General features: G+C 72.2%; 13 protein-coding genes. 5 read left to right on the forward strand and 8 right to left on the reverse strand.

Annotation, left to right across the window (positions count from 1 at the left end; genetic code table 11):
* Positions 1-24 precede the first annotated feature (24 nt).
* The 5 genes from ACTOQ3_RS18940 to ACTOQ3_RS18960 form a co-directional block, all read right to left on the reverse strand.
* Positions 25-1,542: an MFS transporter gene (locus ACTOQ3_RS18940; RefSeq protein ID WP_440084694.1), complete on the reverse strand. Its 1,518-nt coding sequence runs from the start codon at positions 1,540-1,542 to the stop codon at positions 25-27.
* Positions 1,543-1,659: 117 nt separating this feature from the next.
* The gene (locus ACTOQ3_RS18945; protein WP_440084695.1) at positions 1,660-3,156 is read right to left on the reverse strand and encodes a carboxyl transferase domain-containing protein; all 1,497 of its coding nucleotides are present in this window, start codon (positions 3,154-3,156) and stop codon (positions 1,660-1,662) included.
* Between the two features lie 49 nt (positions 3,157-3,205).
* Positions 3,206-4,369, reverse strand: a complete 1,164-nt coding sequence (locus ACTOQ3_RS18950) for a CaiB/BaiF CoA transferase family protein (protein ID WP_440084696.1) — start codon at positions 4,367-4,369, stop codon at positions 3,206-3,208.
* 150 nt (positions 4,370-4,519) lie between these two features.
* Complete coding sequence (locus tag ACTOQ3_RS18955; protein ID WP_440084697.1) at positions 4,520-4,690, reverse strand: hypothetical protein; 171 nt, start codon at positions 4,688-4,690, stop codon at positions 4,520-4,522.
* A gap of 54 nt (positions 4,691-4,744) precedes the next feature.
* Positions 4,745-5,398 (reverse strand): TetR/AcrR family transcriptional regulator, encoded by a 654-nt coding sequence (locus ACTOQ3_RS18960; RefSeq protein WP_440084698.1) that lies wholly within the window; start codon positions 5,396-5,398, stop codon positions 4,745-4,747.
* A gap of 75 nt (positions 5,399-5,473) precedes the next feature.
* On the opposite strand from ACTOQ3_RS18960, the gene ACTOQ3_RS18965 reads away from it, so the two are divergent.
* Positions 5,474-6,631, forward strand: coding sequence for a hypothetical protein (locus ACTOQ3_RS18965; RefSeq protein ID WP_440084699.1), 1,158 nt, complete (start codon positions 5,474-5,476; stop codon positions 6,629-6,631).
* Positions 6,632-6,774: 143 nt separating this feature from the next.
* Here the strand turns inward: ACTOQ3_RS18965 and ACTOQ3_RS18970 are convergent, their stop codons facing one another.
* The gene (locus tag ACTOQ3_RS18970) at positions 6,775-6,978 is read right to left on the reverse strand and encodes a cold-shock protein (RefSeq protein WP_049562746.1); all 204 of its coding nucleotides are present in this window, start codon (positions 6,976-6,978) and stop codon (positions 6,775-6,777) included.
* A 229-nt stretch (positions 6,979-7,207) separates the two neighbouring features.
* On the reverse strand, positions 7,208-7,462 hold the full coding sequence (locus tag ACTOQ3_RS18975) for a hypothetical protein (protein WP_440084700.1): 255 nt from the start codon (positions 7,460-7,462) through the stop codon (positions 7,208-7,210).
* A 124-nt stretch (positions 7,463-7,586) separates the two neighbouring features.
* Here ACTOQ3_RS18975 and ACTOQ3_RS18980 point away from each other — a divergent pair, with 124 nt between their 5' ends.
* From ACTOQ3_RS18980 to ACTOQ3_RS18995, 4 genes are all read left to right on the forward strand, one after another.
* Complete coding sequence (locus ACTOQ3_RS18980) at positions 7,587-8,396, forward strand: TetR/AcrR family transcriptional regulator (RefSeq protein WP_440084701.1); 810 nt, start codon at positions 7,587-7,589, stop codon at positions 8,394-8,396.
* Positions 8,397-8,506: 110 nt separating this feature from the next.
* Positions 8,507-8,941, forward strand: a complete 435-nt coding sequence (locus ACTOQ3_RS18985; RefSeq protein ID WP_440084702.1) for a GntR family transcriptional regulator — start codon at positions 8,507-8,509, stop codon at positions 8,939-8,941.
* Entirely contained in the window at positions 8,938-9,819 is an 882-nt protein-coding gene (locus ACTOQ3_RS18990) for an ABC transporter ATP-binding protein (RefSeq protein WP_440084703.1), read from the forward strand. Before ACTOQ3_RS18985 ends, ACTOQ3_RS18990 begins: the two co-directional genes overlap by 4 nt.
* Before the next feature lie 150 nt (positions 9,820-9,969).
* Entirely contained in the window at positions 9,970-10,938 is a 969-nt protein-coding gene (locus ACTOQ3_RS18995) for a hypothetical protein (RefSeq protein ID WP_440084704.1), read from the forward strand.
* A 48-nt stretch (positions 10,939-10,986) separates the two neighbouring features.
* Here ACTOQ3_RS18995 and ACTOQ3_RS19000 read toward each other — a convergent pair whose 3' ends face one another.
* Positions 10,987-12,867 (reverse strand): hydantoinase B/oxoprolinase family protein, encoded by a 1,881-nt coding sequence (locus tag ACTOQ3_RS19000; protein ID WP_440084705.1) that lies wholly within the window; start codon positions 12,865-12,867, stop codon positions 10,987-10,989.
* Positions 12,868-13,093: the final 226 nt, after the last annotated feature.

Below are 13,093 nucleotides of genomic sequence, written 5' to 3' on the forward strand. Positions count from 1 at the left end.
GCCCGTCGGCCGGCCGGGAGCGTCTCACCGCCCGGCGTCCTCGCGGAGCAGGATCACCACCAGCAGGGCGACGCCCGCCATCAGGACGGCGCTGATCGCCGCGGTCAGGTGGAAGCCCTGGACGAACGCGGTGCGCGCCGTGTCGAGGAGTCCGGACGCGAGCCGCCCGGGAAGGCTCCCCGCGACCGCCACCGCGGCGTTGAGGTTGTCGCGGGCGGCCTCGGGAACCTCCGCCGGCGAGATCCGGCTCCGGTAGACCGCGGTGATGACGCTGCCGAGGACCGCGATGCCGAGCGCGCCGCCGAACTGGGGCGCCACCGAGGCGATCGCCGCCGCGGCACCGGCCCGGTGAGGCGGCGCGGAGCCGACGACCAGGTCGGTGGCGAGCGCCATCATCGGCCCCAGCCCTGCGGAGACGACCACGGCCCCGGACACGAGGACGGCGAGCCCGCCCGTCCCCTGCGTCCGGGTGAGCACGAGATAGCCGGCCGCGGACACGGCCAGGCCCGTGGCGATCACGACGGAGGGCGGGATCCTCCGCGCGACCCGGGGCGCCAGGAGGGAACCGGCGATGACCCCCGCCGCCGAGGGCGCCGTCCACAGGCCCGCCTCCAGGGGCGACAGGCCGTGCACCAGCTGCAGGTACTGCGCGACGGCGTAGTTGGAACCCCACAGCACGAAGATGCCGAACGCCAGCGTGGCGGCCGCGGCACTGAACGTCCGTCCGGCGAACAGCCGCAGGTCGACGAGGGGATCGGCCAGCGTACGCTGCCTGCGGACGAACGCCGCCGCCAGCGCCAGCCCGGCCACGACCGCGACCGCGGACGTCATCTCCGGGCCGTCGGCCGCGATCCGCTTGAGCCCGTAGACCAGCGGCAGCACCGCGCCCAGTGACAGCAGCGCGCCGGTGACGTCCAGCCGCCCCGCGGCGGCGTCCCTGCGCTCCGGCAGCAGCAGCGGGCCCGCGACCAGCAGCACCGCCATGAAGGGTACGGCCAGCAGGAACGCCGACCCCCACCAGAAGCGTTCCAGCAGCCATCCCCCCACCAGCGGGCCGATCGCGGTGCCTCCCGAGACGCTGGCCACGATGACCCCGATGGCCGTCGCCCGCTGCCGCGGATCGGAGAACATGGACGTGGCCAGGGAGAGCGTGGAGGGCATCAGGGTCGATCCGGCGACCCCCATCAGCCCCCGGGCGACGATCAGGCTCCCGGCGTCGGGCGCGTAGGCGGCCAGGACCGAGGCGAGGCCGTACGCCACCGCCCCGATCAGCAGCAACCGGCGGCGGCCGATCCGGTCACCGAGCGCGCCCATGGTGATGAGCGACCCGGCCAGCAGGAAGGCGTAGACGTCCACGATCCACAGTGACTGGGTGCCGCTCGCCGCCAGGTCCCTGCCGATGGCGGGCAACGCGAGGTTCGTGACGGTCAGTTCGAGGGAGGCGAGGAGGGCGGGCAGCGCCAGCACGGCGAGGCCGGCCCACTCCCGCCGCCCGGCCGTAACCGGCGTGGCCGGCGTCGAAGGCGTGATCGGTGTGGTCATGGTCATCAGGATGAGACCTCAACCAAAGTTCAGGTCAACCGCCGGCGGCCACGCCCAGGCCCCGGGGACGTCCGGCATCCGTACGGGTGACGCCGCCGTCCCCCGGGCCGGGAATCCTCAGCTCACGCCGAGCCGCCGGTAACGGGCCAGCCTGGCGGCGAGGCGGTCGGCGGGGGCCTGGCCCAGCAGTCCCGCGATCTCGTGCTCCAGGGTGCGCGCGACCCGGACGCAGAACGCCTCCGGCTCGTAGGCGGCGTCGGGGAACTCCGGGATGATCCGGTCGACGAGGCCGTCCCTGCGCAGGTCGGTGGACCTCACCCCCTGCGCCGCGGCGATCTCCGGGGCGAAGTCGACGCTCCGGTACAGCAATGCCGAGGCCCCCTCGGGAGACAGCGGCGACAGCCAGCCGTGCTGGGCGCACAGCACCCGGTCGGCGGGGAGCAGCGCGAGCGCGGCACCGCCCGCCCCCTCTCCCAGCAGCAGGCACACGGTCGGGGCGTCGAGCATCACCAGATCGGCCACCGAACGGGCGATCTCCGCGGCCAGGCCGCCCTCCTCGGCCGCCTTGGACAGCGCGGCCCCGGCGGTGTCGATCACGGTGACCAGCGGCAGCCCCAGCTCGGAGGCGAGGCGCATGCCCCGCCTGGCGACCCTGAGCCCGGCCGGGCCGAGCGGGGCGTCGATCCGCTGGTGCCGCCGGTCCTGGCCGAGCACGATCGCGGGAGCCTCGCCGAACCTGGCCAGGGCGAGGATCAGCCCGGGGTCGTTCTCGCCCACGCCGGTGCCGTTGAGCGGGGTGACGTCGGAGGCGCCGAGCTTGAGCAGCGCCCGCACCCCGGGGCGGTCGTCGCGGCGGGAGCGGCTGATCGCGTCCCACGCCTGGACCGTCGGGACCCGCTCGTCCGGCTCGGGCCCGGGGTCCAGGTCCCGGCGGGGGGCGCACAGCACGGCGAGCGCCCGTATCGCGACCCGGCGGGCGTCCTCCGCCGACACGACCGCGTCGACCAGGCCGTGGGCGAAGAGGTTCTCGGAGACCTGGACGCCCTCGGGGAACGGGTAGCCGTGCAGCGACTCGAACACCCTCGGCCCCAAAAACCCGATCAGCGCGCCGGGCTCGGCGGCGGTGACGTGCCCGAGCGACCCCCAGGAGGCGAAGACACCTCCGGTGGTGGGGTGGCGCAGGTAGACGACGTACGGCAGCCCCGCGGCGCGGTGCGCGGCCACCGCGGCGGTGATCTTCACCATCTGGACGAAGGCCACCGCGCCCTCCTGCATCCGGGTTCCGCCCGAGGCGGGGGCGGCCAGCAGCGGGAGCCCCTCGGCGGTGGCCCGCTCGACCGCGGCGGTGAGCCGCTCGGCGGCGGCCACCCCGATCGAACCGGCCAGGAAGGAGAACTCGCACACGACGATCGCCACCCGGCGCCCGTCCAGCAGGCCCTCCCCGGTGATCACCGACTCGTCGTATCCCGTCTTGCCCCGGACCGCGGCCAGCTCCTCGGCGTACCCCGAACCGGGCGCGGCGGGGTCGGCGGGCGGCTCGTCCCACGACAGCCACGTACCCGGGTCGAGGAAGGTGCCGATCAGCGTGCGCGCGTCGGGCCGTGCCGGGGTCATACCCGCGCTCCGCGGGACGGCGTCCGGGCGTGGACGGGGGGTGTGCCTGTCATCGCTCGCGCGCCTCCAGCCAGGCGAGGACCTCGTCGTCGTGCTCGCCGAGAGCGGGCGGGGCGCCGTGGCGCATGGGAGGGTCTCCGTCGAAACGGAGCGGCGGTCCGGGCAGCTCGATGGTGCCGAGCACGGGATGGTCCACCTCGACGACCAGGCCCTGGGAACGGGTCTGGTCCCAGGCGTAGACCTCGTCGAGGGACCTGATGGCCCCGGCGGGCACCCCGGCCTCGCCGAGCGCGGCCAGCCAGTGGGCCCGGTCGTGCTTGGTGAGCGCCCGCTCCATGTCGGAGATCAGTTCATCCCGATGCGTAAATCTTTCCCTGTTATTCGCATATTTAGTGACATATGGGTCGACGTCCAACCCGAGCAGGGCGGCGACCTTGTGCCACTGCGTGTCGTTCGCCGCCGCGATCTGGATCATGCCGTCGGCGCAGCGGAAGGCGCCGTACGGGGCGATGGAGGCGTGGTGGTTGCCGCCCGCCCGGGACACCTGGCCGCCGACCGTCCAGGCCGTCCCGTGGTAGGAGTGCACCCCGGTCACCGCGGCCAGCAACGAGGTCCGCACCACCTTGCCCCGCCCGGTCCGCTCCCGCTCGTAGAGCGCGGCGACCACCCCGTACGCGCCGTGGATACCGCCGAGCAGGTCCGCGACCGAGGCGCCCACCCGGTACGGCTCCTCGGGCGACGGGCCGGTCAGGCTCATCAGCCCCGCCTCGCCCTGCGCGATCTGGTCGTAACCGGGCCTGCCGCCCTCCGGGCCGTCGTGGCCGAACCCGGTGATCGACAGGATGACCAGGCGGGGGTTGAGCTCGTGCAGCCGCTCGACGGAGAAGCCCAGCCGGTCCATGACCCCGGTGCGGAAGTTCTCCACCAGCACGTCGCTCTGCCGCACCAGACGCTCGACGAGCGACCTGCCCTCGGCGGACTTGAGATCAATGGCGATTGACTGTTTGTTGCGGTTGGCCGCCAGGAAATAGGTGGAGATGTCCTGGTCGGGGCCCACGAACGGCGGACCCCAGCCCCGCGAGTCGTCACCTCCCGCGGGATGCTCCACCTTGATCACCCGGGCGCCCAGGTCACCGAGCATCTGCGCGGCGTGCGGGCCCGCGAGCGCGCGAGAGAGATCGAGGACGACGATGTCGCCGAGTGCTCCCTGCAAGATCAACCTCCGGTGCGTGGCGGCCGGCCCGGCCGGCAAGGGCTCCCCGTTCCCGGCCCGTTTGCCATGAGACCACTTGGCACGACACCCGGACGGGGGCACACCCATGATCTCCCATACCGTCACCGAGCGGGACGGGAGGGGGCAAGATCATGAGGACGTGTTCGTCACGACCTCCCGTACGGCTCCGGCCGGGGAGAGCGGGGGCCGCCCACGCATCGGCACCTCGGAGGCGAAGGAACCGAGCACCGCAACATGTATCGGCCCTTCGAGGACGAACGAGCCGAGCACCGGGACGAGCCGGGGATCGAGGTACGGCAAAGGCCGGCGGGAGCGCGACGGCGACGCCGATCGACGGGTCCGCCCGGATGACGGTCACGGCAGGCGGGTGGCGATGCCGTCGAGGATGAGGTCGAGGCCGAGCAGGAACTGACCGTCGAAGTCGGAGTCGGTCACCTGGGCGAGGTGGGAGTGCTCGTCGAGGTAGCGGTCGACCCTGCCGCGGATCTCGGCGTCGGCCCCGGGGGTGCGGACCGTCGCCCACCAGGTGTTCTCGGCCGCGACGAAGCCGTTCACGTACGACGACAGCGTCCCGACGGCGGAGACGAGGGCGGGCCCGCTCAGCCCTGCGTCGGCCAGGACGGAGTAGAAGCGACGGGAGCGGGCCATCGCGTTCGGGCCGAGCAGGGGGCGGGTGGCGGTGAGCGCGGGCACCCAGGGATGGCGTCGCATGACGGCCCTGCTCTGGGTGAGCTGGCCGAGCAACGTGTCGCGCCACGAGCCGGCCTCCAGGAGTTCGATTCCGCCGATCACCTCGTCCAGAGCCAGGTCCAGCACGTCTTCCCTGCTCGTGACGTACTCGTAGAGCGACATCGTGCCCGCGCGCAGCCGGGCGGCCAGGGCCCGCATGGAGAATCCGGCCACACCCTCGCTGTCGAGCAGGGTGATGGCGGCCTCGACGACGCGTTCACGTGACAGACGCGGTTTTCGCGAGCGGTCCTCGTCACGGAACCAGATGGACTCCGGCATCTCCCCCTTCTTTCCGTGCACTGTACGGAAAACCGTACGGCTAGCTTAACCACCACCGAGACGAAGGAGGAACTCGTGGAATGGCAGCGTGCCTACGCGATGCTCGCGTTGCGGATCGACCGTCTGGCGGACGTCACCATGCTCATCTACCGGGGACCGGCCGGTTGGAGCGCCCAGGTCGACGCCCGGCCGCCCGCGTCCCCCGCGGAGCTGGTACGGGACGCCGACAGGCTGCTGGACAGCGCACCGTCCGCCTATCTGAGGGCTCACGTGCGTGCGATGCGGGCCGTTGCCGGTTACCTGAACGGTGCGCGGCTCCCGCCGGCCGAATACGCGGCGGAATGCCTGGGCCTGGAACCGCGCCGGCTGCCCGAGTCGGTGTTCGAGCAGGCGCACGCCGAGCTGGACGCCGCGTTGCCGAAGACCCCCGGCTCGCTGGCCGAGCGGTTTCGGGCATGGCAGGCTGCCCACACGCTGGAGCCGATCGAGCGGCTGCCGGATCTGGTGGCCAGGGCGGTGGCCGAGACACGTGCTCGTACCGGCACCATCATCGCGCTGCCCGAGGAGGAGGTCGTGAAGTGCCGGCTCGTGCGGGACGTGGCCTTTCACGGTGCGGGCGACTACGAGGGCGGGCTGAAGTCCACGATCCACATCAACCGAGCAATTCCCTTCAACCTGGCCGACCTGCTGTATCTCGTCGCGCACGAAGGCCACCCCGGTCACATCGCCGAGTCGATGCTGAAGGAGATCCACCCGGACCAGCGCGTGCGGTTCATGTTGTCGCCGTCGTTCGTGCTCAGCGAGGGGCTGGGGCTGCTGGCCGAGGAACTCCTGTTCCCCGGGGACGAGGCGCAGGCCTGGCTGAACGCGAACATCTTCCCGCTGGTGGGCATCCGGCCGGACGGGAGCGACTTCGCGGCGATCCACCATGCCAAGAACGTGCTGTGGGGCGTCTGGGGCAACGCGACGTTCCTGGCGGCCGAAGGACGGAGCGAGGCGGAACTGGCCGCCTATCTCACCCGGTGGGCGTTGTACAGCGAGGACGAGGCGGCACTCGCGCTCAGGGTGCTGAGGCCGTCGGCGATGAGTCCGTATATTTTTGGATATTTCCATGGATGGGAGCTGTTGCGGCCCTGGGCGACCAGCCCTGACCGGATCCGCCGCCTGCTCACCGAGCAACTGCTCCCCGCCGACATCCACGCGCCCGCGAGGACGACGCTCACCCGAGGTTGACCCGGGTCACCGGTTGTCGTCGGATCACGCCGACGAGGGGCCCCACCGCCCCGTGGATCCCGGCGTACGGACGGGGACGCGAAACGAGCCGGGGCCCGCACCTCAGAGAGGTGCGGGCCCCGGCCCGTGATGTGCCTGTGCTACTAGGCGGGAACGATGTTCTCCGCCTGCGGGCCCTTCTGGCCCTGCGTGACGTCGAAGGAGACCTTCTGGCCCTCCTGCAGCTCACGGTAGCCCTGGGCGGCGATGTTGGAGTAGTGGGCGAAGACGTCGGCGCCGCCGCCGTCCTGCTCGATGAAGCCGAAGCCCTTTTCCGCGTTGAACCACTTAACGGTGCCAGTCGCCATGATCATTCTCCTTCGATAGGGGGCAGAGCCGAGATCCACACCGCGTGGATCTCGCGTCGCCGCGATGAGCCCATCCGGAGATGACCGGGAAAACAAAATGCACCTGAAGGGTTATCCGTCAGGTGCACACAAAGTTTCATGGGTACCACAACCGCAACTACGTCCAGGCTAGCACCTGTCCGGACCAACGCACGAGTCCACCCCGGCCGGAATACGGAACCGGCGACGATCACCCGCCACCCGGCCGCTCCTCGCGCGCCAGAACCCGCTTGTGCGCGGCGTCCAGAACCGCGATCACGGCCAGGGCGGCGATCGTCGCGCCCGCCGCCGCGAGGTAGCACCAGGGGGCGGGCAGGTAGTTGGCCGCGGTCAGGACGTCGGGCGCCTTGTCGGTGAACACGCGGAAAACGATCGCCAGCGGCCCCTCCCAGACACCCGCGGCGAGCACCAGAAGCATCCCGAGCCGGTACCAGGCCTCGTTCATCGTCGACCTCCTCACGTCATGGTCTGAGAACGATACGAACGTATCAAAAGGATGTTGACTGAAAAGCTTCTGATCTGGACAATCTTCGACTTACATCACAGATTATTGGGAATATGCTGTGGGGGTGCGTGACGAAAAGAGGGTGACCTGCCGGGTCTGCCGTGCCCCGCTGCCGGCGGCGACGCGGGGGCGTCCTCCGGCGTACTGCTCGCGCGGCTGCCAGGCGAAGGCGTACCGGCGGCGGAAGAACCCGCCCCCCGCGCCCCCGGCTCCCGAGCCGGGCGCGCGGTCGCCCAGGCGCCGCGAGATCAGCGAGGCGCTCTGGCGCGTCGCCGCCGAGCGCGGGCTGGACGCGGCGAGCATGCGGGAGGTCGCCGCCGAGGCCGGGGTGTCGCTGCGGGTGGTCCAGTACCACTTCGACAGCAAGCACCGGCTCCTCGTCTCCGCGCTCCGGCTGCTGAACGAGGACAACGAGCGGCACGCCCGGGCACGGATGGCCTCGGTCGACCCCTCCGACTCCCGTGCCCTGCTGGGGGCGATCCTGGCCGAGTTCCTGCCGCTGGACGACCAGCGCGGAGCGGCCCTGCGGGTGCTCGCCGCCTACTACGCCCGCAGCCTCACCGATCCCGCGCTGGCCTCGGTCTTCCTGCACGACGCCCAGCCCCTCGAACAGCTGGTCGCCGGTGTCATCGGGCAGGCGCAGCGCGAGGGTACGGCCGCGCCGGGGCTCGACCCGCGCCACGAGGCCGACCTCCTGGTGGCCGGGATCACCGGGCTGGGCATGGACGTCCTCCACGGACGGCGCACCGTGGCCGAGGTACGGCGGGCCATCGACTACCACCTCGGCCGCGTCTTCCCCACGAGCCGGGAAGGCGGCTCGGGCGCGGCCGGACCGCCCCGATCCGACGGCCCTCGAGCGGCCACCCCGCCCTGATCCGGCGCCTTCGCGTGACCGGGGCGCGCCGATCGTGAAGGCGTGCCCGGCGCGGCTTGACATTCCCCCACCCTGGCTCCACCCTTTCACTACTTAATTAGTGAAAGGGTGTGGCGTTGATCGAATTCCGCCTCGACCGGGGGTCGGGGGTGGCGACGTACCTCCAGCTGGTGCATCAGGTCCGGCACGCGCTGCGGCTCGGTGTGCTGCGGCCGGGTGACCGGCTGCCGACGGCCAGGGAGGTCGTGACCCAGCTGGCGATCAATCCGAACACCGTGCTGAAGGCGTACCGCGAGCTGGAGCGGGAGGGCCTGGTCAGCGGGCGGCCGGGGCAGGGCACGTTCGTGGAGCGGTCGCTGGGCCAGACCTCCATGGGCGACCGCGCGCGGTTGCGCGCCGACCTGGTGCGCTGGGTGCGCGACGGGCGCCAGGCGGGTCTGGACCTGGAGGATCTGGAGGCGCTGGTCGCCTCCGTCCTGACCGACCTCTCCCACGAGACCCCCGTGGCCCCCGGGGGCCACGGATCCCGCGAGGAGATCGCGTGAACGCGCTGGAGACCGAGGCCCTGGGCAGGTGTTACCGGCGGACCTGGGCGCTGCGCGACTGCTCGGTGGCGGTGCCGTCCGGGCGGGTGGTCGCGCTGGTGGGCCCCAACGGCGCGGGCAAGTCGACCCTGCTCCACATGGCCGTCGGCCTGCTCGCCCCGACCACGGGGACCGTGCGGGTGTTCGGCGAACCCGTGCGCGAGAACCTGCGGCGGATCGCGTTCATGGCGCAGGGCAAGCCGTTGTACGCGGGCTTCAGCGTGGCCGAGATGCTCAGGTTCGGGCGCGGGCTCAACCCCCGGTGGGACGACGCGGCGGCCAGGAGGCGGCTGGCGGAACTGGACATCCCGCTCGGCCGCAGGGTCGGCAGGCTGTCGGGCGGGCAGCGGACGCAGGTGGCGCTCACCGTCGCACTGGCGAAGCGCCCGGACCTGCTGGTGCTGGACGAACCGCTGGCCGACCTCGACCCGCTGGCCCGCCAGGACGTGATGCGCGGCCTGATGGCGGCGGTCGCCGAGACAGGGCTGACCGTGTTGCTCTCCTCGCACGTGGTGTCGGAACTGGAGGGGACCTGCGACTGGCTGATGGTGGTCAACGGGGGCCGGGTCCAGGTCAGCGGCGACATCGACGAGCTGGTGGCCGGGCACCGCCTGCTGACCGGTCCCGCCGAGGGCGCCGACGCGCTCGCCGCCCGGCTGCCGGTGATCTCGCGGGGCGGGACGGGGCGGCAGGCCACCCTGCTCGTCCGGGACGGCACCCCGCCGCCCGACCCGCGCTGGACCACCCGCCCGGTGAACCTGGAGGAGACGGTGCTGGCCTATCTGCGCGCCCCGGACCTCGCGGCCCTCCCCCGCCCCACCCTGACCTCCACCCGCTGATCCCCCTGCCTCCGCCGTACGGAACCGGCACGAGACCGGCGGGTTCGCGCGGTCCCTCGTGCGAGACCGGTACCGGACCACCGGGTTCGGGCGGTCCCTCGTGCGGGACCACCCGGGTGAACCGGGCGTACCACCTGAAGGGATTCCTCCTTGCTCTGGCTGACCTGGCGACAGCATCGCGCGCAGATCCTGGCGACCTGCGGTCTGCTGCTCGCCCTGGGGGCGCTGCTGCTGATCTCCGGCCTGCGGGCGACCGCCTACATCGCCGGCCAGGCCCCGCCCGGCTGCCCCGGCTCCGCCGCCGCGTGCTCCGGCGTGAACTCGACGATCTACTACGACTACTACCATCCGGTCTTCATGGTCTTCGGCCTGCTTCCCGTCGCCGGGTCCGCGCTGGTCGGAGCCTTCTGGGGCGCGCCGCTGCTGGCGGCCGAGTTCGAACGCGGGACCGGCGCGCTGGCATGGACCCAGTCGGTCTCCCCTCTGCGGTGGCTCGTGACCAAGCTCTGCCTGCTCGGCGGCATGGTCGTGGCCGCCGCCCTGCTCCTGTCGGCGATGATCAGCGCGTGGCTGCCGGTGTTCCGCGACGTGATCGGCGACAAGTCGCTGGAACCCGGGACGTTCACCGTCATCGGCGTCGTCCCGGCCGCGTGGTGGCTGTTCGCGTTCGTCCTGGGCGCCGCCGCCGGGACGTTCTTCCGGCGCACCCTGGCCGCGATGGCGGTGACCGTGGCGCTGGTCGCGGTGGCCGTTCCGGCCGTCTTCTTCTCCCGCGACTCCTACGCCGAGCCGGTGCGTACCGTCACCACCGGCTGGACGGCACTCTACGAGGGCGGCGGCACCCTGGTCGGGGAGGCCTGGGTCACCCCCTCCGGCCGGGAGATCGCTGAGCCGCCGGCCGGCACCTGCCCGCCGCCCGCCGGGGTGGACGCCCGTTCGGAACGGGCCCAGCTGCTGAAGGAGGAGTGTCTGATCGACGAGGGTTACCGCAAGGCGGTCTACCACCATCCGGCCGACCGGTTCTGGCGCTTCCAGTGGACAGAGACCGGCATCCTGCTGGCCGGCGCCCTCGCCCTCGGCGGGCTCACCGTCACCCGCACCCTCCGCCACCGGAGGTGAACCGCCTCGCGAGTGCCCCGCGAGCGTCACATGAGCGCCCCGCGAGCGTCAGATGAGGTCCACCTCCGCGTACGGCAGGCCGCCCGACAGGGTGGGGAAGCCCGGACCCCGGTCGAAGAAGGGCCGGTCGGCCGGATCGGCCGGGAGGAGGGCGCGGAGCCCGGCGCGGCGGGTCGCGGTGGCCTCGGCGTCCACCCGGAGGTCGTCGGGGTCGCCGTACAGGACGACGCCGTAGTCGTCGCGGGCGCCCTCGGCGGAGACCTTGCCGTCGCGGACGTCGGCGGCCACCAGGGCGGGGTCGCGGTCCAGCGGGGAGCCCCAGCCGCCCCCGCCCGTGGTGCGCACCCGGATGATCTCGCCCGCGCGGACCGGCGAGTCGTCCACCAGGCCCTCCATCTCCCTGCCCTCGATCTCCACGACGAAGGGCCGTCCGGCGCGGCCGCCGTTCACGCCCCAGCACGACAGGATCGAGCGGTCGGCGATGGACATGAACGAGGCGTCGCGAAGCATCCGCAGGTGCTTGTCGTAGCCGAGGCCGCCCCGGTAGAGGCCGGGACCGCCGGAGTCGCGGGCCAGGCCGAGCCGCTCGACCCGGAACGGCCAGCGGGACTCGGCGAACTCGACCGGGATGTTGCGCGAGTCGGGCACCACGTGGATGGTGTCCTCGCCGTCGGCGTACCACCGGCCGCCGGAGCCGCCGCCGAGGACCTCCCTCATCAGGTACGGGGTGCCGTCGGCGCCGGCGCCGTAGACGCCGGTGTAGCGGATGGTCTCCTGGTCGGCGGGCATCCGGCCGCCGGTCGCCTTGGCCAGCACCCCGGCCAGCACGCCCAGCAGGCGCAGGATCACGAACGTGCGGGCGTTGGTGGGGGCGGGGAAGATCGGGGTGAGCAGGGTGCCCTTCTCGGGGAACCGCATCTCGATGAGGGGGACGACTCCCTCGTTGACGTCGAGTTCGGCCATCCGCTCGGGGGTGTCGGCCAGGTTGCGCAGGATCGGCGCCAGCCACTTCTTCAGGAACACCCCGTCGGCGTAGTCGCCCGCGTGGTTGATCGGGCCCTTGGCCTGCGGGGAGGTGCCGGTGAAGTCGATGACGAGCGGCACCTCTGCGGAGTGGTCGACGGTGAGGGTCATCCGCTGCGTGTGCAGGCGGGGCTCGTCGACGCCGTCGTGCTCGGCGTAGTCCTCCCACACGTGCGTGCCCTCGGGGATCTTGGCCAGCAGTTCCCTGCGGAACGTCTCGGTGGTGTTGGAGATGATCGCGTCGAAGCACGCCTCGACCGCCTCGCGCCCGTACCGGTCGAACAGCTCTCCCAGCCGCCGGGCGCCCATCAGACAGGCCGAGCACTCGGCGTCCAGGTCTCCGGCGAGGGAGTCGGGCATCCGGGAGTTGCGTGTCATGATCGTGAGTGCCGCCCGGTTGGGCACGCCCTCGTCCCACAGCTTGATCGGCGGGACCATCAGCCCCTCCTCGAACACGCTGCGCGCGTTGCTCGGCATGGAGCCCGGTACGGCCCCGCCGATGTCGTCGTGGTGGCCGAACGCCTGCACGAAGGCGACGACCTGCCCGTCGTGGAAGACCGGGACCGTCACGCACAGGTCGGGCAGGTGCCCGATGCCGCCCTCGGACAGGTAGACGTCGTTGTGGAAGAAGACGTCGCCGGGCCTCATCTCGCCGATCGGGAAGTCCCTGACGATCGGCTGGACCAGCGCCGAGTAGGACCTGCCGGTCAGCTTGCGCAGCCGTACGTCGTGGATGCCGGCGCGGAAGTCGTGCGCGTCGCGGATCATGGGTGAGCGGGCGGTACGGGCGATGGCCGTCTCGACCTCCATCTCCACCGACGCGAGCGTCCCCTCGACGATCTCCACCAGCACCGGGTCGGCCCCGCTCACCGGCCGCTCACCGTGCCGGGCTCGCTGCGTGCTCATCGGTCGCTCACCGCTCCTCGCCCACTCCGCGGGCCGCTCGTCCCTCGCGGACCACTCCGCTCACTGCGTCGGGTTCGCTCCGTGCTCATCGGTCGCTCACCGCTCCTCGCCCACTCCGCGGGCCGCTCGTCCCTCGCGGACCACTCCGCTCACTGCGTCGGGTTCGCTCCGTGCTCATCGGTCGCTCACCGCTCCTCGCCCACTCCGCGGGCCGCTCGTCCCTCGC

It is taken from the genome of Streptosporangium sp. LJ11 (genome assembly GCF_051918945.1).
Classification (GTDB): Bacteria; Actinomycetota; Actinomycetes; order Streptosporangiales; family Streptosporangiaceae; genus Streptosporangium.